At 66.7% G+C, this 25,358-nt stretch carries 28 protein-coding genes; 27 read left to right on the top strand and 1 reads right to left on the bottom strand.

What is annotated here, in order from left to right:
- From OXR60_RS14110 to OXR60_RS13980, 27 genes are all read left to right on the top strand, one after another.
- The coding region (locus tag OXR60_RS14110) for a phage portal protein (RefSeq protein WP_267396566.1) at window positions 1-759 on the top strand (759 nt) is incomplete at its 5' end.
- Window positions 756-2,267: a S49 family peptidase gene (locus OXR60_RS14105; RefSeq protein WP_267396565.1), complete on the top strand. Its 1,512-nt coding sequence runs from the start codon at window positions 756-758 to the stop codon at window positions 2,265-2,267. The genes OXR60_RS14110 and OXR60_RS14105, both read left to right, overlap by 4 nt.
- A 56-nt stretch (window positions 2,268-2,323) precedes the next feature.
- On the top strand, window positions 2,324-2,686 hold the full coding sequence (locus OXR60_RS14100; protein WP_267396564.1) for a head decoration protein: 363 nt from the start codon (window positions 2,324-2,326) through the stop codon (window positions 2,684-2,686).
- Between the two features lie 79 nt (window positions 2,687-2,765).
- Window positions 2,766-3,803: a major capsid protein gene (locus OXR60_RS14095; protein WP_267396563.1), complete on the top strand. Its 1,038-nt coding sequence runs from the start codon at window positions 2,766-2,768 to the stop codon at window positions 3,801-3,803.
- 72 nt (window positions 3,804-3,875) lie between these two features.
- On the top strand, window positions 3,876-4,106 hold the full coding sequence (locus tag OXR60_RS14090; protein ID WP_267396562.1) for a hypothetical protein: 231 nt from the start codon (window positions 3,876-3,878) through the stop codon (window positions 4,104-4,106).
- 76 nt (window positions 4,107-4,182) lie between these two features.
- Window positions 4,183-4,356 (top strand): hypothetical protein, encoded by a 174-nt coding sequence (locus OXR60_RS14085; RefSeq protein WP_267396561.1) that lies wholly within the window; start codon window positions 4,183-4,185, stop codon window positions 4,354-4,356.
- An 11-nt stretch (window positions 4,357-4,367) separates the two neighbouring features.
- A complete protein-coding gene (locus OXR60_RS14080) occupies window positions 4,368-4,688 on the top strand; it encodes a hypothetical protein (RefSeq protein WP_267396560.1) in 321 nt (106 codons plus the stop codon).
- Entirely contained in the window at window positions 4,685-5,119 is a 435-nt protein-coding gene (locus OXR60_RS14075; RefSeq protein ID WP_267396559.1) for a hypothetical protein, read from the top strand. The genes OXR60_RS14080 and OXR60_RS14075 overlap by 4 nt, the downstream gene beginning before the upstream one ends.
- 12 nt (window positions 5,120-5,131) lie before the next feature.
- Window positions 5,132-6,364 (top strand): hypothetical protein, encoded by a 1,233-nt coding sequence (locus OXR60_RS14070; RefSeq protein WP_267396558.1) that lies wholly within the window; start codon window positions 5,132-5,134, stop codon window positions 6,362-6,364.
- A 9-nt stretch (window positions 6,365-6,373) separates the two neighbouring features.
- Window positions 6,374-7,132, top strand: a complete 759-nt coding sequence (locus OXR60_RS14065; RefSeq protein WP_267396557.1) for a hypothetical protein — start codon at window positions 6,374-6,376, stop codon at window positions 7,130-7,132.
- Window positions 7,133-7,252: 120 nt separating this feature from the next.
- Entirely contained in the window at window positions 7,253-7,882 is a 630-nt protein-coding gene (locus OXR60_RS14060; protein WP_267396556.1) for a DUF6441 family protein, read from the top strand.
- A gap of 15 nt (window positions 7,883-7,897) precedes the next feature.
- Window positions 7,898-11,671 carry a TIGR02594 family protein gene (locus OXR60_RS14055; RefSeq protein WP_267396555.1) on the top strand — a complete coding sequence of 1,258 codons (3,774 nt, stop codon included), beginning with the start codon at window positions 7,898-7,900 and terminating at the stop codon, window positions 11,669-11,671.
- The gene (locus tag OXR60_RS14050) at window positions 11,671-12,033 is read left to right on the top strand and encodes a hypothetical protein (RefSeq protein WP_267396554.1); all 363 of its coding nucleotides are present in this window, start codon (window positions 11,671-11,673) and stop codon (window positions 12,031-12,033) included. Before OXR60_RS14055 ends, OXR60_RS14050 begins: the two co-directional genes overlap by 1 nt.
- Before the next feature lie 3 nt (window positions 12,034-12,036).
- Window positions 12,037-12,831, top strand: coding sequence for a hypothetical protein (locus tag OXR60_RS14045; RefSeq protein ID WP_267396553.1), 795 nt, complete (start codon window positions 12,037-12,039; stop codon window positions 12,829-12,831).
- A complete protein-coding gene (locus OXR60_RS14040) occupies window positions 12,831-15,284 on the top strand; it encodes a hypothetical protein (protein ID WP_267396552.1) in 2,454 nt (817 codons plus the stop codon). Before OXR60_RS14045 ends, OXR60_RS14040 begins: the two co-directional genes overlap by 1 nt.
- Window positions 15,284-17,773, top strand: coding sequence for a hypothetical protein (locus OXR60_RS14035; protein ID WP_267396551.1), 2,490 nt, complete (start codon window positions 15,284-15,286; stop codon window positions 17,771-17,773). Before OXR60_RS14040 ends, OXR60_RS14035 begins: the two co-directional genes overlap by 1 nt.
- A 100-nt stretch (window positions 17,774-17,873) precedes the next feature.
- Complete coding sequence (locus OXR60_RS14030) at window positions 17,874-18,203, top strand: hypothetical protein (protein ID WP_267396550.1); 330 nt, start codon at window positions 17,874-17,876, stop codon at window positions 18,201-18,203.
- Window positions 18,200-18,568 (top strand): hypothetical protein, encoded by a 369-nt coding sequence (locus tag OXR60_RS14025; RefSeq protein WP_267396549.1) that lies wholly within the window; start codon window positions 18,200-18,202, stop codon window positions 18,566-18,568. The genes OXR60_RS14030 and OXR60_RS14025 overlap by 4 nt, the downstream gene beginning before the upstream one ends.
- A 111-nt stretch (window positions 18,569-18,679) precedes the next feature.
- On the top strand, window positions 18,680-19,261 hold the full coding sequence (locus tag OXR60_RS14020; RefSeq protein WP_267396548.1) for a glycoside hydrolase family 19 protein: 582 nt from the start codon (window positions 18,680-18,682) through the stop codon (window positions 19,259-19,261).
- Between the two features lie 24 nt (window positions 19,262-19,285).
- Complete coding sequence (locus OXR60_RS14015; protein WP_267396547.1) at window positions 19,286-19,642, top strand: hypothetical protein; 357 nt, start codon at window positions 19,286-19,288, stop codon at window positions 19,640-19,642.
- Complete coding sequence (locus OXR60_RS14010; RefSeq protein ID WP_267396546.1) at window positions 19,642-19,878, top strand: hypothetical protein; 237 nt, start codon at window positions 19,642-19,644, stop codon at window positions 19,876-19,878. Before OXR60_RS14015 ends, OXR60_RS14010 begins: the two co-directional genes overlap by 1 nt.
- Window positions 19,878-20,291 (top strand): hypothetical protein, encoded by a 414-nt coding sequence (locus OXR60_RS14005; RefSeq protein WP_267396544.1) that lies wholly within the window; start codon window positions 19,878-19,880, stop codon window positions 20,289-20,291. Before OXR60_RS14010 ends, OXR60_RS14005 begins: the two co-directional genes overlap by 1 nt.
- Before the next feature lie 14 nt (window positions 20,292-20,305).
- Window positions 20,306-20,560: a hypothetical protein gene (locus OXR60_RS14000; protein WP_267396542.1), complete on the top strand. Its 255-nt coding sequence runs from the start codon at window positions 20,306-20,308 to the stop codon at window positions 20,558-20,560.
- A gap of 6 nt (window positions 20,561-20,566) precedes the next feature.
- Window positions 20,567-22,429, top strand: a complete 1,863-nt coding sequence (locus OXR60_RS13995; protein ID WP_267396541.1) for a hypothetical protein — start codon at window positions 20,567-20,569, stop codon at window positions 22,427-22,429.
- Window positions 22,430-22,445: 16 nt separating this feature from the next.
- Window positions 22,446-22,634: a hypothetical protein gene (locus OXR60_RS13990; protein WP_267396539.1), complete on the top strand. Its 189-nt coding sequence runs from the start codon at window positions 22,446-22,448 to the stop codon at window positions 22,632-22,634.
- On the top strand, window positions 22,631-23,494 hold the full coding sequence (locus tag OXR60_RS13985) for a hypothetical protein (RefSeq protein WP_267396537.1): 864 nt from the start codon (window positions 22,631-22,633) through the stop codon (window positions 23,492-23,494). Before OXR60_RS13990 ends, OXR60_RS13985 begins: the two co-directional genes overlap by 4 nt.
- Before the next feature lie 382 nt (window positions 23,495-23,876).
- Window positions 23,877-24,635 carry a DNA adenine methylase gene (locus OXR60_RS13980; RefSeq protein ID WP_267396535.1) on the top strand — a complete coding sequence of 253 codons (759 nt, stop codon included), beginning with the start codon at window positions 23,877-23,879 and terminating at the stop codon, window positions 24,633-24,635.
- Window positions 24,636-24,737: 102 nt separating this feature from the next.
- Here the strand turns inward: OXR60_RS13980 and OXR60_RS13975 are convergent, their stop codons facing one another.
- Window positions 24,738-25,352 carry a hypothetical protein gene (locus tag OXR60_RS13975; RefSeq protein WP_267396534.1) on the bottom strand — a complete coding sequence of 205 codons (615 nt, stop codon included), beginning with the start codon at window positions 25,350-25,352 and terminating at the stop codon, window positions 24,738-24,740.
- Between the last annotated feature and the right edge of the window lie 6 nt (window positions 25,353-25,358).

Here is a 25,358-nt window from a genome sequence, read left to right as displayed (position 1 = left end):
GTCTACAAGTCGCCCGGCGCGACGCCGATGCCCGAGCCGGAGTTTAACGGCGATGACGAGCTCGATGGTGACGCCACCGGGCCCGGGAGCGCGGCCTATGACATCCCGCCGGCCCCACCGCAGTACAAGTTCGAGTCCGGCTCGGTCATGGAGATCGACAGCGAAGCCGAGGTCGAGATCAAGTCGCCAGGTCGGCCCAACTCGGCGTTCAATCCGTTCTTCGAGGCCATCGTGCGCCAGATCGGCGCCGCGATCGGCATCCCTGCGGGCGTGCTGTTGCTGCTCTTCAACTCGAGCTATACCGCGAGCAAGGCCGAGCTTGAGGCCCTGTACATGGACATCCGCGCCGAGCGCGCGTGGTTTGGCGGCGACTGGTGCGTGCCGACGTATCTCTGCTTCATCGCCGAGAAGGTCGCCCGCGGCGACTATACCATGCCCGGCTTCTTCTCCGATCCCGCCATCCGAGCCGCCTGGACCGGCGTCGATTGGCGCGGCGACGGCAAGATCGCCCTCAACCCTGCCCAGGAAGCGAACGGCTACAAGATCCGCCAGGATAATGGCTGGCAGACCGGCGAGGAGATCACCGCCGAGCTGACTGGCGGTAGCTACCGCGAGAATGTCCGCCGCCGCGGCCGTGAGCACCGTGCCTGGCTTGCCGAGGGCCTGCCCGTTGCCGTTTCGCCCGGCACGCCCGCGGGCAATGCCGGCAAGGCCGATGCTGCCGACGACGGTCCCAAGAAGAAGGACGATGACGAATGAGCTTCCGCTCCTTCAGCCGCGCCGGCATCACGCGCCGGCTGTTCAACACCCCGCTTGCGGTGCTTCCCTCGACCGCGGCGATCGTGCTCGGCGTGGTCGGCCCGCGGTTCGACGTCAGCCAGCTGCTGATGCACGCCGGCGGCGAGCAGCTCGACATCGAGGAGCTACAGGCACGCGCCACCGCGGCGCGCGCCGGCATCGATGCGAAGCTCACCGCCGACGATCGCCGGCCCGACCTCACTGCTTCCGACGTGCTAACCGTCCAGGACGGCGTCGCGCATATCGATATTCGCGGTGAACTGGTCGCTGAGAATGGCGGCGGGGTCACGCCGTCGTCCGGCTTTACCGGCTATGACGCGGTCCGCGCCGCCTGGAGCTTCGCCCAGCGCGACACACAGGTCCGCGGCGTGCTGCTCGACATCGACTCTCCCGGCGGCGAGGTTACCGACCTCAACGAGCTGTGCGCGGCGATGATGGCGGACCGCGGCAACAAGCCGAGCCGGGCGATCATCCGCGGCGTCGGCGCATCGGCTGCCTATGCGATCGCCTGCTGCTGCGACGAGATCACGGTTCAGGATCTCGGCTATGCCGGATCCATCGGCGTCATCACCATGCACGCCGACTTTTCCGGCCAACTCGAGCAGGCTGGGATCAAGGTCACGCTGATCCATGGCGGCGCCCACAAGGCCGACGGTAACCCGTTCCAGGCGCTGCCCGACGACGTTCGCGACGCGATCCAGGCCGACATCGATCATGCCTATGGCCGTTTCGTCGCCCACGTCGCCACGGCGCGCGGGCTGAGCGAGGAGGCCGTCCGCGGCACCGAAGCGCGCATTTACCGCGGCGAGAAGGCGGTCAACGCCGGCCTCGCCGACAAGGTCATGGGTTGGGCAGACTCGCAAGCCGAGTTCGTCGCGACCGTGAACGGCCGCCAGCCGGCCAATCCCCAGCGGCGTGCCCGAAAGTCGGGCGCCCGCGCATCTATGGAGACTGCAATGCCGGGTGAAACCGACACCACGTCGGCGGCGGCCAATCAGGCCCTCGCCGGCATCACGAGCATGACGATCATCGGCTCCGCCGCCAATGCCACCGCCCTCGCCGCCGTGCTCGCGGCAGGTGGCCATGGCGACATCGCCGTAACCGCCGTGGAAGCACCCGAGGCAACCCCAGAGGCTGGTACCGAGGCCGCAGCAGAACGCACCCGCGTGCTGGCGCTGGCCGAACTGTGCCCGGAAACGACGATGTCCGCATCGCTGCGTACCGCGATCGAGAGCGGCCAGGACACCGGCGCGTTCGCGATCGGGCTTGCCACCAATGCCAAGGCCCGCGGCGCCAGCATGGCTGACCTGCGCGCAGGTACGGTCGCTGCTGATCAGCTGCCTGAGCCGGGCAAGGACAAGGCGCCAGGCGGCAAGGCCAAGACCGGCGCCGAGCAGGCCACCGGCATCCTCGCGCTCGCCGCCTCGCTCGGCATCGGCGCTGCCAAGCACCTGAAGCCGTCGAGCTGATCGCCCGACAACCGACCGCTCTGGCCTGACGGCCCTCCAGACAAGGAATTCGCGCCATGTATTCTCGCGCAAGCTTCGCCTCCACCCAGTCGGCCGCCATGGTCACGCTGATCCGGTCGGGTGCTCCCAACACCAAGAAGGTTACGCTGCTCGCCGGCGCGGTCTACCCGATCGGTGCCGTGCTCGGCATCATTGACGCCAGCAAGAAGGCCAACGTGTCGCTCGCGGCGGCGAATGATGGCAGCCAGGTGCCTCAGTACGTCCTCTCCTACACCGTCGATGCCACTGGCGGCGACGTCGAGGCGATGGCCATTGAGACCGGCGACCTGATCGGCTCGCAGCTGGTGCTCGGCGCCGGCCATACGCTCGCCAGCATCCGGGCGGGCCTGCGCGACAAGGGCATCACCTTCGACGGCTGACGCCCGCCTCCCACCCGCACCCTGATGACGGTCCGATGATGGTCGGGCCGCCATTGCTCATTTCCGCAAAGGCCCGACCATGGATCCTCTTCTCTATTCGACCACTGCGCTGATCGGCATCATCACGCCGCTGACCACGCAGGGTAATTTCCTCCGCACCCTTTTCTTCGGTTCGACGCCGCTCGAATTCGACACTCCCGAGGTCATGTTCGACCGCGTGTCCGACGATAAGCGCATCGCGCCCTGGGTCAGCCCCTACGCCAAGGGCACGCCCAGCCAGGACCGCGGCTTCCAGACCGACCGCTTCGCGCCCGGCTACATCAAGCCCATCGACCGCATTGATGCGCACAAGCTCGCACGCCGTCGGCCCGGCGAGCCGCTCGGCGGCGAACTCACGCTGCAACAGCGCCGGGACCTCGCGTTCGTCGACTATCTTGCCGCCCACAAGACCAAGATCGAGCGCCGCGAGGAGGTCATGGCCTCCGAGATCCTGCGCACCGGCGGCGTGATCATCGAAGGCATCGAATATCCCCGCGCGGTGGTGAGCTTCAACCGCAAGGCGTCGCTCAGCAAGACGCTGACCGGTGCCGCCCGCTGGGGTGAGGCCAACGTGTCGCCGGTCGATAATCTCGAGGGCTGGATTCAGGAGATCGCCGAGGAGTGCGGCGCGGCGCCGAGCCATGTCGTGTTCGAGAAGGATGCCTGGGCATTCTTCAAGGCCGACCCGAAGCTGAAGGACAAGCTCGACACCAGCTACCAGGGCAACACCAGCGCGGTAGACCTCGGCTTCAAGCCCGGCGTGCCCGGCTCGCCGGTGTTCGTCGGCCGGATCGGCACCGTCGAACTCTACGTCTACAACGACACCTATGAGGACGTCGACGGCGTCATCAAGAAGCTGCTGCCGCAGTACACCGTCATCATCGGCGCGCCCGGCACCTATGAGGGCACGCCCTGCTATGGCGCTATCCTCGATCCCCGGAACAACTATGGCGCCACCCGCCTCTTCTCGAAGAACTGGATCGAGGAGAACCCGGCCGGCGAATATCTGATGACTCAGTCGGCACCGATCTTCGTGCCGAAGCGCGTCAACGCGTCCGGCTGCGTCACCGTTCGCTGATCCGTCCCTCCGCGCCTCGGCGCGGGCCTTCCTCGCGCGGACGATGCGCGCTTCGTTATCTGGAGAACTGCCGTGGCAGACGAAAACCCCAATCCGCCGGCCGCCAAATCGTCGGCGCCGAAGAAGGTGCAGATGCACAGTTCCGTGCACCAGCTCCATACTGGTACCAAGCCCGAGAACGTCATCGAGCCGGGCACCATCATCACCGACGAGGTCGCCAAGGAGCACAAGCTCGACAAGAAGGCGCTCGACGCGCTGACGGACTCGGGCGCGCTCGAACTGGTCGACGTCCTCAAGGGCTGATCGCCTGCACCACCGCGGCCTGCTGCTTGGCCGCCGCGGTGGTGCCCTCCTGACCTCCCGTACGCCGGAGCGCTCCATGAAGAAGATCACCCTCTACAGCGCCGCCGTGCGCAACGACGGCAGCTATGCTGATGCCGGCACCACGCTGACCATCGGCGACAAGCTCGACGAGATCAGCGCCGAGCGCGCCAAGCCGCTGACGGACGGCCTCACCGCGGTGTCCGAGACTGCCGCCAAGGCCGACGCGTAGGCCGACTGACCGTGCAGGGAGAGGCGGCCGCGCTCGCGGCGATCCGCGCCGAGTTCGTCGATCCCGAGCCGGCAACCTACATCCAGAGCTGGGGGGCGCTGCCGCCGCTGGCCGTTGTACGGCTCGAAACCGCGGCGCCGAGCTATGAAGGCCCGGGCCGCACCCTGCGCACCATCACCTATCAGATCCTCCAGGCCGACCTGCCAGAGGAGCCCACCAAGCGCGATAAGCTGATCCATCGCGGTCGCCAGTGGGCGATCGACGACGTCACCCGGCGCGATGACATTGGCGAGTGGGATCTCATCGTCAGCGATGCAGGTCGGATCGAATGACCGACCAACTCACGGTCCGCGACCTGATCATTTCCGCGATCGAGACGGCGATCGCGCCGCTCGCGCGCGAGGTAGAGGTGGAGCCCGCCGGCGATCCCAGCGTCTTCCCTGGCCTCGGCATCACCGACGGCGGCCACCGGGTGCTCGAGCGCGAGGTGATGATCACCCGCCGCGCGATGACGGTGACCGTCGACGGCTTCGTCGAGGGCGGCGGCGGCAAGGCGCCGACCGCCGAGCGCAACGCGCTGCTCGCCCACGTCGTCGCCGCGATCATGGCCGACGAGACGCTCGGCGGCACGGTCGAGCTGATCGAAGACGGCGACCTGCGCCTGTTCACCGCCACCCTCGCCAGCGTGCGGCGCCTCGGCTTCGCCCAGGACTTCACCATCCAGTTTACCACTTCGCGGGCCGACCCCGCTCTACCCGCCTGAAGGAGGCTCCTCATGGACCAGACCATTCGCCCGACGAACGTCGCGGTGCTGCTCAAGCTCGAGGGTGTCGAAGCCGTCGACGCAAGCCCGGATCCCACCGTCGATGCGCTCCCGGTCGAAGCGGACAGCGTTACCTATGGCATCCCCTGGACCCAGGAAGATGCGAATGAGGCGACGGGCTCGCTCGTTGCCGGCGCGCCGCTCATCATCGGACAGGTGACGCCGATCAGCTTCAAGTCGCGGATCAAGGGCGCCGGCGCGGGCGCAGTCTACTCGGCGACGGTCAAGCCGCCGCTCCACCAGGCGCTCCAGTCGTGCGGCTGGCGCGGCCTGTTCACCGCCGCGGTGGCTGCCGCCGCGGCGACTGCCGGCACCGCGACCACGCTCACCCTGCCGGCGGGCTTCCCCGCCGTCTCGCGCGCCGTGCTCGGCATGATCCTGCTGCTGACCGCGGGCACCGGCGCCGGCGCGCAGCCTGCCGTGACGGAATATAGCGCCGGCCGCGTCGCCACGCTCGCCGACACCTTTAATCCGCCGCTGGATGCCACCACCACGGTGTCGCTGCCGGCGAACTGGAGCTATGCCCAGACCTCGCCAAGCGATGCGGCCTCGCGTCTGACCGACCAGCCATCGGCGACGATCTACATCTACGAAGACGGCCGCCTGATGAAGTTCGTCGGCTGCCGCGGCACCTTCACCCCGGATGGCAAGAGCGCTCGCCCGGGTTACGGCACCTTCAACATGACCGGCATCTACGCCGGCCGCGCCGACGCAGCCATCCCCGCCAACCTCGCCGTTGCGGGCCACTCCGCGCCCGTTCTGGTCCAGGGCGCCGGGATCTCGCCGGCGGCCAGCCTCAATCGCAAGGCGTCGACGATCTCGACCTGGTCGATGGATCCGGGCAGCCAGATCGAGAACGTCGACGATCCGAACACCACCTATGGTTTCGGCGCCGGCCAGATCGTCGACCGTAAGAAGATGCTCAAGATCGACCCGCTGGCGACGCTGGTCGCCAACCGGGACACGATCAGCGACATCGGCAACGGCGTCACCATGCCGGCGGTGCTGCGTCACGGCAGCCAGCCGGGCAACCGCTGGGCGCTGGTGCTGCCGATGGCGCAGCCGGTTACCCTCGATAATGGCACCCGCGGCAAGCTTCGGTCCGACGAGGTCACCCTGCAGGTCCGCAGCCTCGGCAAGGACGCGGTGACCCGCGACTCCGACGGCTTCCTCGTCTTCTACTGAGGCGCACCCATGATCCTGACCAGCAAGGGCGCCACCATGCCCTATACCCCGCCCTGGATGTGCACCGATGCGGGGACGCCGAAGCCCGGCGCCCCCGTCATCCACCTGCGCGCGGGCGACGTCATCGAGCGCGGCCAAATGGAGGCGGAGTTGTCCGGCCCTTATCGGGCGGGTCAGGTTTGGGGGTTCGAGCTGCGCCAGGCGGTGCGTGCCGGCGTGCTGGCGCTCCTCGGCGACGACCCCGAGCTCGACCGCCTGCTCGGCCTGATCGAAGCCGAAGGCGAAGGTGAGGCCGACACGATGGGCGCCGACAACAAGCTGCTGCTTGGCGGCGTACGCAACGTCCTCGGCGAACATTGGCCGGAATATCGCGAGTTGGTGGCGCAACTCGAGCGGCGTCGCGCGATCGCCCCGATTGTGGCGCTGAAGCGCTATTGCGTCGGCATGGAGGTGGAGGGTGTCACCTTTTCGCTGGGCCGTGACGGCCAGGTCAGCGAGGTGACGCTCGGTCAGATGGAGCCGTTCCTCATCCAGGTCGCCGGCAACGCTGCCTATAATCTCCAGAAGCCGGGTGGGCTGGAGGGAAACTCGCCGCGGCCGTCGCCGTCAGACGACAGCCCGAAGCCTTCCGGTTCGGACGACACGTCGACGGCGGGTGGGACATCGCCGGCGCCCGATGGGAAGAGAACCCGCGGCTCGCGCTCCCGGCGTGGATCTGGCCGGTCGTCGACCTCTGGTTCCACTGCCGACGCTTCGCCTCGCCCCTGATGCCGCAGGTGCTGCCCTGCCCGGGTAGCCCTGGCGAGCAGCCGGCCGGGCTGATGGACGCCTTCCTGATCATCGACAGCTTGGTGGAGAAGCCCAGTGGCGAGTGACGGCGCCGAGCTGATGATCGACGTCGACGCCCTCACAGCCGAGGGTGATAAGCTGGTGCGGCGCTACCTCACCGCCGGGACCGACGCGGTCGGCGGCGCCACCAAGCGGCTCGAGCGGCGGCTGGAGGCCGCCACCCGCGCCGCCGTGCCGGGCAACCTTTGGAAAGCGTGGGCTTCCGACAGCTATCCGACCAAGGGCCCTGCCCGAAACCCATCCGGCGTCGTCTATGTCAACGGCCGCGACCGTACTCAGGGCGCCATCGCCTTCTGGACCAAGCCGGGTGCGATTCGCGGCCGAAGTGAGCAGTATCTCGCTGTGCCGCTGCCGGCGGCCGGCCCGCGCGGGCCGGCGCGGTGGCTGACCCCAGGTGAGTGGGAGCGGGCGCACGGCATTCGGCTTCGCTTCGTCTACCGCAAAGGGCGGCCTTCGCTGCTCGTGGCCGATGAAGCCGTGCTGAAAGGCCGCTCCCGGCTCGGCGATCGCGCCAGCGCGGGCCAGCGCGCCGCCGGCCGGACCGCGACCGTGCCGATCTTCGTCCTGCTGCCGCAGGTTCAGTTCCGCAACGAGGTCGCGATCGAGCCGATCATACGCGACGCGGAGGCCGACCTGGTCAGCGACTTTCTCGCCCGCACCAGCTCATAATCGGAAGGAGGAGGCATGCCCGGTCCCGACATCGTCGCGCGCCTTTCCCTGCGCGCCGAGCAGTTCAGCAGTGAAGGCGGCCGCGCTTTCGCCGAGATGGCGACGCGCGCGCGCTCAACCTCGGCAGATATCAAGCAGACCTTCAGCTCCGACCTCGCCGCCGTTGGCAAGATCGCGCAGCAAGCCCTGTCGATGCCGCGAACCGAAACCGGCTCTCTCGATCTGTCCGGTGAGATTGCTCAGCTTCGCGCCTCGGCCGCCGCGGCGGACACGCGTGCCGCGGCCGCGCTTGAGCTTCGCAACGCCATGCAGGGCGCCGCCATTGGCACACAGGCCGCGGCTGAAGCCGCCATGCGGGACGCAGACGCCGCCATGGTCGACGCGCGCGCGGCCGAGCAGCAGGCCGGCGCCATTCGCCAGCGGATCGTGCAGCTCGAGGCGTATCAGGTCGAGCTCAACAAGACATCCAGCGCCACGATGGCGCACACGCGCGCCGCGAACGACAACAAGGTTTCCGCCGAGCAGCAGCGCCAGTCCACGATCATGCTCGGCCAGCAGCTGCAGGACTTCTCGGTCCAGGTCGTTTCCGGCCAGAGCGTCGCCACCGCGTTCGCGCAGCAGATCGGGCAGGCTTCGTTCGCGCTGCAAGGCATGGGCGGCGCCATGGCCGGTGTCGCCAACTTCCTGACCAGCGGCTGGGGCATCGCCGCAACGATCGGCGTGACAGTGCTCGCCCCGCTGGTCGCCAAAATCCTCGACGGCAACGACGCCCTCGACGACGCAGTCGAGAAGCTGAAGAAGAACGCCGCGGAGACGGCCACCACCGCGCGCGCCCAGGACCTCTACGCCAAGTCGGCCGAGGGCGTGTCCGAGGCGATCCGCGCTCAGAGCAAGGCGTTTAACGACAACGAAAAGGCCCAGCGCAGCGCAGCCGAGCAGGCCAACATTGCGGCGCGGCAAGAGCTGGATCGGCAGATCGCCATTCGGGCAACCACCGTGGCGCTGCTCGAGCGGGCCGAGGCCGAGTACAAGGCCAGCCAGTCGATGCTTAACCAGGGCGGCGGCGCAACGCAGCTGGTCTATGCTCAGCAGCTCGACACTGCGCAAAAGGCCGCGGAGAAGGCGCGAACGGACCTGGCTGCGGCGCAGCAGAACGTCGAGCGGTCGAAGATCGATTTGGCCGTTGAAGCAGCCAAGCGCGCTGCCGACCCGATGGCGCGCCTGAACAAGCTCTATGATGACCAGACCGCGCTGATCCGTCGCACGACCGAGGAGGCCATCAAGAACGGCCGCGTGGTGGGCTCAACCACCCAGACCAAGATCGACGCGATCGAGCGCGAACGAAAAGCGGCGATCAAGGCCGAGCAGGACAGGCAGACCGCCGCCAATCGCAAGCCGCCGTCGCTCGGCAGCCAGATCACCGCCGAACAGGGCACCTCGATCCTTTCATCGGCGCAGAAGTATGTTGGCGCTCGTGAGGACACCGCGAGCGGCAAGGCGACGCTGAAGGATCTGTTCAGCCCGGCCGGCATCAACATCGACCCGGAAAAGACGGCCTGGTGCGCGGCCTTCGTCAACGCCGTGCTCGCGGGCCAGGGCATCAAGGGCAACGGCAGCCTCGCGGCAAAGTCCTTCCTCAACTACGGAACAGCGACCAGCAAGCCCGAGCAGGGTGACATCGTCGTTCTCAAGGTGGGCAAGGGAGACCACGTCGGCTTCTATGCTGGCGAGAAGGACGGCCGCGTCCAGGTCACCGGCGGCAACCAGGCCGGCGGCACCGCCGTCAGCACCAGCTCCTTCCCCCGTTCGGACGTGGAGGCTTTCCGCCGCGCGCCGACCGCCTCGGCCGCTTACACAGCCGAGCTAAAGGCCAACGCGGAGGCCGCACGGGCCGCGAAGAAGGAGCAGACGGACCTCGGCACTGCGCTCGATCAGATCCTCGGCAAGCTGGACCCCGCGGGTGACGCCGCACGGAAGTATGCCGAGCAGCTGGGTCAGATCGACAAGCTGGCTGCAGCGAAGAAGATCGGGCCCGATCAGGAGATCCTCTACCGGACGAACGCGCGCAAGGACTATAACGAGGCGATGACCGCCGCGTCCGGCAAGGAACTGCGCGACGTGTTCGGCAATGCGGAGATCGACAAGGCGCTTGCGACCTGGAACGACGGGATCGACACCGCGGTCGGCAACCTTGAGGAAGGCGTGCGCCAGGCGGGTGTCAGCTTTGGCGATCACCTGCGCGACGCGGTCGGCAGCGCCATGGACCTGCTCGGCGTCCGCATCTCTGGGCCGTTCCGCAGTCTGCTGCAGCCAGGTGGCGTTGAGGGACAGGCCAACGACGTGGCCAAATCGATCACGGATGGGCTGAAGAACAGCAACATCAAGATCAGCCCGGAATCGCTCGAGAAGCTGACGAGCGGCCTGAGCTCGGTCCTGTCCAGCGCTAGCTACGGCCAGATCGGCGGTTCGGTTTTCTCGTCGATCACGGGCGGCAAGAGCAATCCGCTCGCGTCCTCCCTTGGCGGCGTGCTCGGCGGTGTCGCCGGCAAGGAACTGGGCAAGACGGTCAGCACCGCGATCGGCGGCACGCTGGGCAAGACGCTGGGCGGGCTCGCGGGCCCGCTCGGCTCGATCGCCGGAGGGATCTTGGGCAGCGTCGTCGGCGGGCTGTTCAAGAAGAGCAAGTGGAGCGATGCCACGGTGTCGCTCAACAGCAGCGGCGAGGCGGTTGGGACCACCGGCGCCGGCCGTGGCGGCCAGGCCATCGCCGCCGCGACGGGCACCGCCTCTTCGGTCGCGTCCGGGATCAACGCCATCGCCGACCAGCTCGGCGCTACCATCTCGAAACTGCCGGCGCTCACGCTCGGCACCTTCGAGAGCAAATATCGCGTGGCGACGACGTCGACCACGAAGTCGCTCAACTACAACAACTTCAACGACAGCGTGCTGCATGACTTTGGCAGCGATCAGCAGGCCGCGATTGAATATGCCATCCGCTATTCTGTTTCCAAAGCCGTCGTCTCCGGGATCAGCAAGGCTAGCCAGACCATCCTCAAATCCGGTCAGGATTTGGAGACGGCGATCAGCAAGGCGCTCTTAATCGAGGCCGTCCCGAAGGATCTGAAGGCGATGCTCGATCCGGTCGGCGCGGCGGTCGACGAGCTCAACCTCAAGTTTCAGCACACGGTCGACGCGTTGAAGGAAGGCGGCGCGACCGCCGAGCAGATGACGCAAGCACAGCAGCTGTACGATCTGCAGCTTGCCCAAGTGAAGAATAGCACCGCCTCGGCGACCCAAGGGCTGAAGGATTTTCTCACAAGCCTCAAGATCGGCAGCGACTCGCCCTATTCGCTCCGCGATCAAGAGCAGACGGCCAAAGCCGACCTCGCCCCCTTCCTGACGCAGATCGCGGCCGGTCAATCGATCGACCAGGACAAGTATCAGGCAGCTGCGCAGGCGTATCTTGATGTCGAGCGCCAGCTCTACGGCTCGACCAAGGCCTATTTCGACGCCCTTGATGCGGTCCAGGCGGCAACCAACAAGGCGATCAGCACGGTCGACAATGCCACGCCGGTCTCGGCAGCAGTTGAAAGCCCCTTTGCCAAGGCCACCGCTACCAGCTCGGCGACGACGGCGACGAACACGCAAACTGCCAACGAGCTGCTCGATCAGGTCAGTCAGCAGGCCCAGGTCACCAACGATCTGCTCGCGCGGCTGCTGACCGCAGCAGGTGGCAGCGACACCGGCAGCTTCATCGGCTCCGCGCGCAACTTCGCGGCAGCCGCCTGATGCCAGCGCTTCCCGCCGATATCGGCGCCGCCTCCCGCGACGTCGCCACCGCTACCTGGGCGGATCCGGCGATCGCGGCGCGCTACCCCGGCGCCAAGGACGGCTCGGTGACGCCGTCGGAGGGGTTCTTCGACGACATCGCCGACGCGCAGGCCGTGATCAACGTCCGTGCGGCGCTGATCGGCACTGAACGGCGCCGGTTTACCGCGATCGCGGAGGAGGTTGTCTGGCCTGACATGGCGGCAGGCCTGCCGCAGGTGCTGTTGATCGACAGCGAGCAGGCGGTGAACGCCGGCTTCCTCGGCGCCCGGCTCGAGCTCGACCTCGATGCCGACACCACCACCTACGAACTGTTCGGGTGATCGATGGGCAATGCGTGGATCCTTCTGCCGCTGCCGGGCACGGTGACGGCGAGCAGCACTGCGCCTGGCTACCAGCCAGGCTATGTGTTGAACGATTATGCCGGCGTGATCTGGAAGAGCGTCGCCGGCGCTACCGCCGACCTGATCATTGATCTCGGCGCCGACACCAATGTGGACAGCCTGCTGCTGTTCGGATGCGACGGCGCGCCCGCGGCGACGACGCTGCAGGTGACGGCTGCCACCGCGGCGCAGGGCGCGGGCTTCGGCTCGACCTCCTACGCCGGCGCCGCGGCACCGCTGCTCGCGGGCTCGGTGATGCCGGTGAACGGCCGCGGTATCGCACTCTGGCAGGCCCCGGCCGGTGGCATCCCGGTGAGCCGCTATGTCCGTCTGCGCTTCGCCGGCCTTGGTGGCGGCCAGGCGGCGGTCGGCCGGCTCGTGATCGGCAAGCGGATCCAGCTCGAGCGCAACTACGGCAATGGCGGCAGCTTCGGCGTCCGTGATCTCGGCAGCCTCGACTTCTCGCCTCGCGGCGTGTTGCTGCGCCGGCGCGCCGCCAAGCTGCGCACGCTGACGCTGACCTTTTCCAACATCCGCAAGGATGAGGTCGAGGCGATCACCAAGCCGCTGCTGGAGCGGATCGGCAATACCGAGATGATCGGCTTGGTGGTCGACCCGGCCGAGGATCCGCAGCGGCAGAACCGCTGCTATTTCGGTCCGCTGGTCGGCGACCTTGCCAACACCCGGCGCAACGCGGCGGCATGGGAAGCCAAGGTCAATCTGGTGAGCCTGTTCTGATGGCCGTTGTCATCCAGATCGACGGCTATGATCCGATCGGCGGGCTGCCGGTGACCCTGCGCGCTGCCAGCCATGACGATCCGCGGGTCTGCCACCTCGGCGAGATGCTGTGGTGGCCGGCGATCGCCAAGCTGCCGACGCTTCGCTACGATCTGTTCGACGGCTCCTTCTCGGCGCAGATCACCTCGCCGACCTCGTCGCTATCGCTCCAGACCGAGCAATGGCCGGACTTCGGCCGCTATGCTCTCGCTAACGCGCGCATCCAGTTGTGGACCGGTGAGCTTGGTGCCGCCTGGGCGGCATGGACCCAGCGCGTCGATGGCCGGATCTCCAGCCAGCCCCAGCTCGCCGCCGGCGTCGCCTCGATCGACTTCGGCGTCGACGATAGCTGGCTCGATGCCGCGCTGCTCGCCACCTATGCCGGCACCACCGGGATCGAAGGACCAGCCGATCTCAAGGGCCAGGCCAAGCCGCTGGCGCTCGGCGCGCCGCGCTACGTGTCGGGCAAGCTGATCGACAGCGTCAACAGCGTCTTCCAGATCTCCGCCTACGGCGCGATCAAGGGTGTCGAGGCGGCGCTCGAGAAGCTGGCGCGGTTCGACCCGCCTGTCGGTGATCGGGCCGGTTATGCCGAGCTGGTCGCCGCCGCCATCCCTGCGGGCAAGTGGGCCACCGCTCGCGCAGCCGGGCTGGTGCGGTTCGGCGCTCCTCCTTCCGGCACCATCAGCTTCCTGGTGCAGGGCGATGTCGCCGGCACCGATGGCTGGGCGCGTAGGCCGGGACAGCTCATCCGTCGGCTGGCGACCCTTTCAGGCGGTGCCGGCCGTATCGATGATGTCAGCCTCAACGCCCTCGATGTCGCGCGGCCCTATAACCTGTCGATCTACGTCGACGAGCAAACCACCGCGCGCGACCTGATCCAGCGGCTCGCTGCCAGCGTCAACGCGGTTGCCGGCGTGTCGTGGCTCGGCAAGCTGTTCGTGCTGCCGGTCGGCCTCGCGCCGTCCCGGGTCACCCTAAGCGCGGACGGTTCCACCTTGCCGCCGGTGCGGTCGGTGGAGCAGATCGAGAACGCTGCTCCCTGGCAGAAGCTGGCGATTGGCGCCGAGCGGGCGTGGACGGTCCATGCGCTTGCCGACATCGCCTTCACGGCCACCCTCGTCGACGTCGGCGCCTACAACGCCGTCACCACCTATCGTGAGGGCAACATCGTTTCCCTGCCGAACGGCTCGCGCTGGCTTTACGTCAACACGGCCGCCGCGGCCGGGCACGTCCCAGGCAACGATGCTGCGTTCTGGAAGGAGCTCAATCCGCCGATCGGCGCCGGCGACATCACCTATGATGACGGCACGCCGCTCGAGGATCTGAAGCCGGCCGAGCCCGGCGCTACGGCAGGCGCGCCGGCGGGCACCAAGGTTGCAGGTCGTCCCGCTGAAGAGATCGTTGCCAGCGTCGACATCAATGTCCAGGCACTGCTGGCCGCGATCCTCAATGGCGACGAGCTGAACCAGGCGCTGCAGGCGATGGCATCGGTGAACGGTCAGCCGGTCTCGATCGCCTTCCTCGACTTCAAGGGGCAGCAGCTCGGGGTCAACGACGCCAACGCCTATAAATTCAGCCTGCTCGGCGCCCAGGCGCCGGACGGCACGGCCTTCGTCCTCGATGCCACCAAGGTGATGGTCGCACCCGGCAAGTCGCTGGCGCAGTTCATGACCGAGGTGTCGGCCGCGCAGGGCGACACCAGCGCGACCGTGCAGCTGCTCATGGAGGCGCTGGTCAACGACGGATCGGCCTATAGCAAGGCGATCCTGCGCACCGATGCCGATGGCGTGTTCGGCGCCTTCGCGATCACCGCCGATGGTGCGCAGCGGCTGTCACGGATCTCCATGGTGGCCGACGAGCTGGAGTTCGTTGATCGCAATGGCGGCGGATCGCCGATCAAGGCGCTATATTACGCCGATGGCGTCTGGCAGCTCGCCGACAACCTCTATGTGCGCAACCTGTTCGCCGACACGGTGACGACCAAGCACATCAAGGCCGACAACATCACCGGCATCTTGAGCATGAGCTTCCCCGACCTGGCGATCGTCGCGGCTGAATCAACCGTGGCCGAGGCGACATTCCAGGTCGGCGACGCCGTCGACGGCAAGGCAACGGTCGATATCAACTTCGTGCAGGACAGCAGCGCGCACGAAGACACCGCGGCAACGATCCGGGCCTATGTCGATACGGGATCGGGCTACCAGCTCGTGCGACAGACGAACCAGGGCATCGTCGTGAAGGGTGCCAGTGCCTACTGGATCCTGCCGGTTGGCTTCCGCATCCCGATCATGGCGTCGGGCAAGGTTTCGGTGAAGGTCACCGCGCAGGGCTACAGCGGCCTCCAGGGCAGCTACACCTCCGGCTCGCGCGCCACCAACATCCTGATGTCCATCTTTCAAGGATCTCGCTGATGGCTGACGACACCCCCACCGCCCTTTCGGCGGAGATCCTGGCGCGCCTGGCCGATGCGGTCGGCCGCGATAAGAACCTCCGCCGGCAGACCATCGCCTGGGCGACCGGTACGCCGAAGGGCGGCCCAAACAATGACGGCAATTATCCATTCACCGATGACGCCGGCTATCAGACGCTGGTGCCGTCGCCGCAGGCGATCGCCGCGCGCTTGGGCACCCTCATCCTCGGCCCCGAGCATTTCGGCGCGATCGGCGATGGCCAGTCGCATACCGCGCGAAATTACTTCGCCACCCTGGCCGACTGCCAGAAGCTCTATCCCTTCGCCGTCAGCCTGGCGCAGGAGATGGACTTCCTCGCCTGGCAGACGATGGTCGACCAGATCGGCGACTTCCTCTGCCCAGGCACCGCGCACTACAAGATGTGCAACGCGGATCCGGAAAGCCAGGTGGCGTTGGACTGGTGCGCCGGGCGGTCGGATGTCGATGCGTCGCACGCCACGCTCGACTGGAGCGACATGCGCGCCAAGACGACCACCCAGCACATGTTCGACAATTGGGATTTCCACTCGGCCGAGGGCTGGACCAACTCCACCGCCTATGACGAGAGCAAGGGTGACATCACCTATGCGACCTTCGACAAAGGAGCTGCCATCGGCACTGACATCAATGATGGCACTCGCGCCGGCATCGGCCCCTATTATGCGTTCGGTCACCCGATCAATCCGCCGAAGGGCCGCTACCGGGTCTATGTCGAGGGCACGATCACCCGCGGCGTCAGCTACGATCACGGCAACGTCAATCCGCCCTACGCCTATGTGAGCTTCAGCAACCAATATGGTCCCGATCGCGGCCAATGGCCGGCGACGGCGCGCTACCTCCAGCTCAACATGGCGTTCGACAAGGACGATCCGGTCGGCACGCCGGCGCCGTTCAAGGGCCAGTTCGACATCAACATCGACAATCCGCAGCCCGGGTTCATCATCTTCAAGGGCGGCGGGTACATGAACGTCCACCTCACCCGGCTCGATATCATGCCGTTCGTGCCCAATTGCGCGATCCTCAACAATCGCGATCGCACGCCCGATCACAACTTCATGGCCAAGCGGTTCCGGCGCGCCAACCTGCTGGGGCCTTTGCAGTCCGGCAAGGATTGGGTTGGTCTCACCTGCGGGCTGTGGAAGTCGTTCGTCAGCCTCGACGGCGATCTTCAGGATTGGGAGCAGATCCGCACCTACGGCTGGGATAGCGCGGCCGAGTGGTCAGACGGCGCTTACCTGCTCCACTATTACCACTGCTACATGCTGTCGGAGGGCCGCGGCATGTACTTCGCCGAGGGCTCGTACAATGCCGGCGAGAACATCAAGTTCTTCGGCGGTGTGGCCGCGGCCGGCAACTACATCTTCAACAATCCGGGCGCGGCGGAAATCACGCTGTTCGGCACCGCCACCGACTATTCCGGCAAGGGCCTGTGCGTCGACAACGCCGGCCTGATCCGGCTGATCGGCACCCGGCATGAGCAGTACCTGCCCGCCAACGATCCGGTGTGGCACTGCACCACCGGCCGGGTGATCTACGAGGCGTCGTTCGTGCTGTTCGCGGGCAACGTGGACAGCGTGCTCCACCCGCAAGCCAAGCTCGACACCTCGTCGGCCTCGATCGAGTTCCACAGCACCCAGATCTATAACATGAGTTCGAAATCTGGGCTGGCTGCCGTTGGGCCCGGCCGGATGGAAACCTTCGGTTTCATCAACAACGGCAACCCGAACATCGGCCTCGAGCTGCTCACCGAGTCGCGGCAGCAGGATCTGCTCGGTGGCGCCGGGCTGTTCGAGGGGCATCCCAACGGCGAGGTCTACTTCGTCAACCAGCGCGCCGGCAGCGGCATCATGCTCCAGGGCGGCCTGTTCAACCTGCCCTACACGGGCGGCATGGTCGACCAGTGGAACAGCACCGAGACCAAGCTCAGCATCAGCTCGGACTATCACCACACCGGCACCAGGTCGCTGCGCGTCGATAAGAACGGCCACTACGACAACAACGTCCTCAACCAGATCCAGATACTAATCCCGATCCCTACACGGGGTAATATCCTGGGGCGGATGCAGTTCCTGTTCCCGAACGACATTACCGACCCTGCGTTCACCGAGGCGATCGACCCGGAAACGGGCGGGCCCAAGTTCCCCAACGGAGTGCCGATCTACTTCCGGTACTTCTGGGTGCAGCAGATCGGCACCGACGCGCTCGGCCGGCCGATCCTTTCCGATCGGGCGCAGTTCAAGGGCGAGTCCGGCATCCCGGTGCTGTTCAAGGGCAGCATGGAGTGGGTGAAGCGGACCTTCAACTCGCTCTACCAGCCGCCCTCCGACAACGAGGATCAGTCGGACAAGTCGCCGCAATGGGCGACGCACTGGATGATCGCGATCGACTGCCAGAGCATCCCGCCGATGACCTTCTACATCGACGGGCTCCAGGCCAACTTCATCGGCTGAAAGCCGCATGACGTGCGGGAGAAGCTCCGCGGGTCCGGCACCCGCGGGAGCGGCATCGTCGCGCTCCTGCCAACAACAACAACATACCCGGGAGGGGCAAGTGAACGACCTGATCCTGTACGTGTTCGGGGGTGTCGGAGCGCTGCTCTATGCCTTCCCGATGTTCCTGGCAGCGCGGAAGGCCAAGGATGGCGATGCGCTGCCGATCTTCGCCATGGCGCTGGTGGTGGGCGCGCTTGTCGCAGATCCGCTGGTGGGCGTCATTGGTGCGCACCTGCCGTGGATGGTGAAGCCGGACGGCCGCCCTCTCGCATTCACCATCGGCCTGCTGGTCAACCCGGTAGCCCAGCCGCTGGTCAAGACGCTCGCCCCGCTCGTGGTCGAGTACATCGCCAACCTGTTCCGGGCTCTCATTGGAGGTGCAAAATGACCATCTCGAACTCCCTCGTCGCAGGGGTCTCGCTGGTGCTGGCTGGAGGCTTTGGGCTCGTTCGCCATTTCCTGCTCGAGCCAAAGGTCGCCAACTATCCGCAGGCGCCGCGCTGGCTGTTGACCGTGTTCTTCTGCTTTGCCTCAGTGCTGATCTTCCTCGGCAGCCGCTTCCTGCTCGCCTGGCATCTCGAAGAGGCATCCCCGCCGGGCGCGACCGCGGCCGGCGCCGCGCTCGGCCTGGCGCTGCTGGTCTACAAGGGCTCGCTGCTGGTCAACGTCCTGCATCAGCGGCTGCCCGCCAGGGTCTGGCGGAAGCTCAACCGCATCACGGCCATGGCGCGCTGCGCGCCGCGGCGACGCTGAATCTGGCTGGAACGCGCCCCGCCAGCGTTTGGGATGACGGGGCGCCGAGGCGCTCACCCTGCGTGAGCGCCCTGGCTGCCGCCTAACAGATCAACCGAGGATGTCATTACCATGATCGACGTTGCCAAGCTGCAACGGCGGGTCGGAGTCGCGCCTGACGGTGGGCTCGGCTTCGTCACCATGACCGCCCTGTTCGTGAAAGCTGGTGCACCTGCCGCGGTCGCTGCCGAGCTGGGGATCGCTGCCGCGGTCCACTTCCGAACCGCGGGGATCCTCGACAGCACCGGGCGGCTTGCCCACGCCATGGCGCAGGTCGGCCATGAGAGCGACGGCTTCCGCGCGATGGAGGAATATGCCTCCGGAGCCGCCTACGAGGGTCGCAAGGATCTCGGCAACACCCAGCGCGGCGACGGCGTCCGCTACAAAGGCCGCGGCCCGATTCAGGTTACGGGCCGCGCCAACTACCGCAAGTACGGCCGGCTGTTCGGCATCGATCTCGAGGGGCGCCCCGATCTCGCATCGGTGCCGTCGATCGGGATGATGGTCTCGTGTGGCTACTGGGCGGACCACAACCTCAACGCCTTTGCCGATCGCGACGACGTCGTCGGGCTCACCCGCGCGATCAACGGCGGCACCAATGGTCTCGACGATCGGAAAGCGCGCCTGGCCGCGATGAAAACCCTTCTCGCTTGATCCCTTCCCAAACGGAGAACACTCATGAAGATCCTCGGCCTCACCATCACCACCAAGGACGTTATCGCAGTGGCCGCCACGGCGCTCACCCGCGCGGTTGCCGCGGTTGCGCAGAAGGGCAACCCGATCGGCGACGCCGCGATCGCCGCGGTCGCCGCGGCCGAGAGCACCAAGAAGTCGGGCGCCGACAAGAAGGCTGACGTCATCGCCGCCATCAAGCCGGTGATCATCGCCGAGGCCGCAAAGGGCGGACTCAAGGCGATCGTCGACGACGTCGAGCAGTTCGCCGGCATGGTCGTCGAGGAGGTGGTCGCCCAGGTGAAGCAGACCTCGCTGCTGACGATCGCGACAGCGCTGCTCAAGCTGCTGGGGTTCAAATAGTGGGCTGGATCGGCCGTCTGGTGGGCAAGCAACCTCCGCGCGTGCCCTTCGGCGGGCGGGCCTTCGTATCGCTCGACGGGAAGCAATGGTCCGTCCGCGTGCAAATGCCGGGCGAAGAACCGACGTCCGCCCGCCGCAGGATTAGTCCCAAGTTCGATCTGCAAACTACCGCCTATGCCTTCCTCGAAACAGTCGAGGGCAAAGGCGACTTCCACTATCCTGAAGGAGATGCCTGATGGCAGCGTTCAACAAGTTCCAGGCCTTTGTCGAGGCGCTGGCCGAGAAGCAGCACAACCTCCAGAGCGATACGCTCAAGGTGATGCTGAGCAACGTCGCGCCCGTCGCCACCAACGCGGTTAAGGCCGACATCACCGAGATCGCGGCCGGTAACGGCTATGTCGCTGGCGGCGCTCAGGCGACGGTCAACTCCTCGGCGCAGGTCGCGGGCACTTACAAGCTGACGCTCGCCGATACCGTGATCACCGCACAGGGCGGCCCGATCGGCCCGGCGCGCTACGCGGTGCTCTACAATGCGACCTCCGGCGGCCTGATCGGCTGGTGGGACTATGGCGCCAGCTTCACCCTCGCCAGCGGTGAGACCCTCACCGTCGACTTCGACGACGCCGCTGGCGTCCTCACCCTCGCTTGATCCGGAGACGATAGATGGACCTCACCCCTGAAAACCTGCGCGCACGCTTCGCCGAGCTGGGCGAGCAGCGCGATGCCATGCTGGTCGCCTCGGGGCCGCTGCGCGAGCAGCGCGACGAGATTGCCCGTGAGGCGCAGGCGCGGATCGCCGGTCTCGACACCGAGATCCGCGCGGCCGAGCTGGGCATGTTCGATCTCGACCAGGAGCGCGCGCTGATCGCCCGTGCCTTGGGCGGCAAGACCGGCAGCGCCGACCAGGCGCAGGCGTAACCCGACGTGGCGGCACTGCGCTCCTGGACGCTGAACGATGCGCCAACCAAGCCTCTGGGCTGGGCGGACATGCAGGATGCCGCCACGGTCAGCTATGACGCGACCACCAAGCGGCTGACCTCCTGGGCGTTCAAGGGCACGGATGCCGCTCGCCTGGCGCCGCTGGTACCATATTCCGCTGCCACGGCGCCGCTGTACGATCCGGCGGGCTTCAACGGCGCGCTGCCGGCGCTGACCTTCTCGACCAGCCGGTTTGACCTCATCGCGACGGCAACCGCCTTCGGCGTCGCGCAGCCGGCAACAGGCATTTACGTCTGGCAGGAGCCTGCGGCTGGACGTTCGGCTTATGAAGTCGTTCTCGATCACAGCAACGGCAACGGCAGCTCCAACCAGACGCTGTTCGGCGTCTATGGCGGCAACACCCCGCTGTACGTGATCGGACCAGGCACTAGCGTCCAGATCCCGCAGGGCGTCGCGAACCCTCTGGGCTCGCTGAACATCCTCGTCATCGAATATAACGGCGTTAACTCGCGGATCTACTTCAACGGGGTCCTGATCGGTGTCGGGAACAATCAGGGCTTCAACTTCGGCACCTCGCTGTTCGGCATCGGCTTGCAGATCGGCGGCAAGAAGGGTGACGGCCCGACGTCGTTCGGCGGCGCTTACTGCGAATTCGCGATCATTCCGGCGATCTTCGGCGCCGGCGACACCTGGGACCGCATCACCCAGGGCACCATGTGGAAGTGGGGCCAGCAGGCTAAGATCGCCAGCGGCGCCACCTACAAGACCGCGGCGCCGACCGTCATAGACAGCGGCGGGCCGACGCTCGCGGCTGGATCCGGCGCGATCATTATCACCGGCCGCACCGCTAACCTGCTGCTCGGCCACACGTTGCCGGCAGCACCTGGCGCCCTGATCGTCAACGGCCAGGCGGCGCGTGTCGCGACCTCGCGCCGAATCCTCGCAGAGCCTGCGGCGCTCGTGCTGCAGGGGCAGGGGGCAAACCTGCTCCACGGCTTCTCGCTGCCGGCGCAAGCGGCGAGCTTCGCTGTCGGCGGCCAGCCGGCCTCGCTGCTCAACTCGCGCCGCGTTGTCGCCGAGCCCGGTGCCCTCCAGCTCGCCGGGCAGGGCGTGACGCTCGCGCGGTCCGACCGGCTGGCGCTGGATGCCGGCACCGGCGCCCTGATCTATGCCGGTCAGCCCGCGATGCTGCGATTGCGCCGGCGACTGATCGCCGCGCCAGGTGCGTTCGCCGTCACCGGCATTGCCGCCGCCTTCGGCCAGCTGCGCAGCCTCACGCTCGGCGCGGCTGCCGGCGCCTTTGCACTGGTCGGCCGTGGTGCTCGGCCGCTGCGCGCTCTGCGGCTCCCGGCCGGCGGAACGGACCTCGCTCATACTGGCCAGCCTGCCACGCTCCGTCTCGGTCTCCGCCTGGTGGCGGAGCCGGGCGGCTTCACGCTTACGCTTCGTTCCGCAACGCTGCAGCTCGGCGGCACTGCCACGCCGGTCGCCGTGCCGCCGTACAATTGCTTCGCCGTTCCGGTCCGGCAGCGTCTGTTCATCGTCCCGGCGCGGCAGCGTCGCTTTGTCTTCTGTAGAGGGGCCAGCATGTCGATCGTCAAACACCCAAGTGAGGAGCGTCGCTATCAGCTGGACTGGACTCCCGATCTCGATGGGCAGGAGATCGTCGGCAAGATCGAGGCGACGAGCTCCGACCCCGCGCTGATCGTGGATCGGATCGACCACAAAGACGGGCTCATGACCTTCTGGCTTCGGGGCGGCACCCTGCGCACGGTCGCGCGCGTGGAATTTACCGCGCCGACGTCGGGCCAGGAGGACCTGGCCTGGGGCGTGACGGTGGTGTGCTGATTCTGGAGGTGATCCGATGACGCTCTACAAGCAGGACGTGCTGGATCTCGCCTCATTGGAGACGAGCACCGCTGCCGCAATCAAGGCTCAGCTTGTTGGCGGCCTGATCGAGCAGGACGCTCCGCTCTACCAAGCCTATCACACCGCCACCGTGCGGGCGCAGGTGATGACCGATATCGCTTCAACGATGGATGCAAAGTCATGACCCTGTACCGGGAAGGCGCCCAGGATCTCGCGTCGCTGGAAACCCGCATCGCCGCGGCGATCAAGCAGCAGCTCGCCGGTGGGCTGATCGAGCAGAACCTGCCGCTCTATCATGCCTATCAAACCACCTCCCTACGGGCGGCGGCGATCGCCGACATCGCGCTGACGTTGCCTGCCACGCCCGCCCCTACGCCAACACCCACGCCGACTCCGACGCCAACCCCTACGCCGATGCCGACGCCGACGCCGTCACAGACCCGCATGCCGGCGCCGGCGCCGAATGGCAGCTGGGTCGCGACCGGGCGCGTCTGCAAGATCAACTGCGACCAGGACAGTCCCGGCAATCCGGTGCCGAGCTGGAACGAGTGGTTTCACAACCAGCAGTCGACCACCACGGTTCTGCGCGACGGGGACCAGAACAACGCGCTGCCCTGGGTTATCCAGGGCCGCACCGGCAATTTGTCTGATGCGAATGGCTACGGCCAGCTGCCCGACCCCACCAGCAGCGGCAACGCACCTTACCAGGTGATCCAGTCCAACCACACGAACCTGGCGGGATATCCGATCAACGACGCCATCGCCGGGCTCGAGACCAGCTACGCCTTCGACTTCGAGTTCTATGGAAGCCGGCAGCAGGATGGCAGCTATACGCAATTCGACGTCGGGGACCCCGGCAACATAGTGGGATCACAGATCCTGGACGTCGGCCGCAACACCAATCGCAAGCTCGTCTTCCCGAAGCTGCGGCCGGCGCCCAACGGGCAGATCTATTGGAGCTGGTACGACGTTGCGGTGAACGGCGTGCAGAGCGGGCATGCCTGCATGGCTGCCGTGATCGTGCGGGAATACGCACCGGCCTAAGGCTTTCTCCACGTCGATCGTCGTGGCATAGCAGCCGCGCCTCCCGAGCTTAGCCGCAAGGACAGGCCCGCGCGCGCGGTAGCTCCCGGGTTCCGGTTCGCCGGGTGGCCCGCGGAATAGAAGACCCTTCGGGGAAATACGCGAGGCGTAGTTCCCTGGGAGCCTGCGCGGCTAACCACCCGGTCGGGTCGGGCAGCCGCGCAGTGCTTCTCTCCACCAGTTTCGCGGCGATCGCCGCCTCCACCATCCCGCGGCCGACCGGCCGGGGCTCCGCCGATCGCGTCGATCGGCGGCCATCATGGCGCGCGTAGCCCGTGCCTCGTCATGAAGGCCAACTCCAAGCATGCACCCTTCACCCGTATCCCGCCCCGTCGCTCCGTATATGGGCGGCAAGCGGAACCTGGTCGCGCGTCTCTGCGCGATCATCGATGAGATACCGCATAAATCCTACATCGAGCCCTTCGTCGGCATGGGCGGCGTCTTCTTGCGCCGATCGCGCCGGCCGAGCGTCGAAGTGATCAACGACCTGTCCGGCGACGTCGCCAATCTGTTCCGCGTCGTGCGCCGGCATTACGAGCCGTTCGTCGACGAGCTGCGCTGGCTATGCGCCAGCCGTGAGGAGTTCGACCGGCAGAAGCGCGTGGATCCGACCACGCTCACCGATATCGAGCGCGCCGTCCGTTTCCTGTACCTCCAGCGCCTGACGTTCGGCGGCAAGGTGATCGGCCGGACCTATGGAGTGAGCGCCGGCGTGCCGTCGCGCTTCAACCTGGCCAAGCTTCGCGGGGAGCTGAAGCTGCTCAGCAGGCGTCTCGAGCCGGTCCAGATCGAGCAGCTGCCCTATGCGGAGGTGATCCGCCGCTACGATCGCGCCGGCGCGCTCTTCTACCTCGATCCGCCCTATGACGAGACCACCGGCTACGGTGTCGAGTTCGGCCGAGCTGATTATTTGGCCATGGCCGATCAGCTGGCGGCGATCGCCGGCGACTTCATCATCTCGATCAACGACACGCCGTTCGTTCGGAAGGCGTTTGCCCGGTTCGACATCCAGGAGGCCGACACCACCTGGACGCTGGGTACCAAGGCGACCGGCGCCGGCGCGAAGGTCACCGAGCTGATCATCCGCAACAAGCCGCGCTGAGCAGGGGTACCGGTCGGGGTATCACACACCGGCCGACGGCCCAAAGGGCGCAGTTTTCCGGGTGTTTGCGTGGACGAGGGCGGAGGGCCCCTCCGCCTTGGACTATGCGCCGGCGCGCGCGGCGGCGCTGATCCGGGGGAGGTCGCTGTTTCCGATTACCTGCAGAAGGGATGCCGAGAGGTAAACGGCCGCTGCAGCTCCCAAGAGTAGGAGAACGATCGTCACTCCTCCGACCCACGCCGGCCAGACGCGTTGCGGTGCCATCGTGACGGGCTTTCCCACGCTATCCTCGGAGCGGACGGCCGCAATCAGCGGTAGATCCTGGTTGATCGACATGATGTGGATCGTGATCTGTTCCGCGGGGGCTAGACTGCCGAAGCGCAGTGAGAAGCGGCCTTGGCTGCTCGGTAGTTCTTCGTAATTCCGTCCCGGCCAAACGTTGAAAATTGGCGGCTTCCAATTGAACGCAATCTCAACCGCTTTCGCCGCCTGCAGCCCTGAGTTGCCGACGGTGATTGATGCAGTTCGAACGACCTGCTTCGGAGCGATCTGTTGTCCCTCCGGGTCAAGCAGCGGCTCGTCGACGATCATGTTCCAGGAATGGCCGACGCTATAACGAAGCCTCGGACGCAACCGCATCGCGCGGGCGACAATCGCTGCGAACACTACAGTCCCTAAGCTCCAGAGCTGAGCTTGGTGAGCGGTCAACCAATCCATCTTTTC

This window comes from Sphingomonas sp. GC_Shp_5 (assembly GCF_026540855.1).
Taxonomy (GTDB): Bacteria; Pseudomonadota; Alphaproteobacteria; order Sphingomonadales; family Sphingomonadaceae; genus Sphingomonas.
The sequence above is the reverse complement of the archived record's forward strand: the minus strand, read 5'-3'. Positions and strand labels throughout refer to the sequence as shown.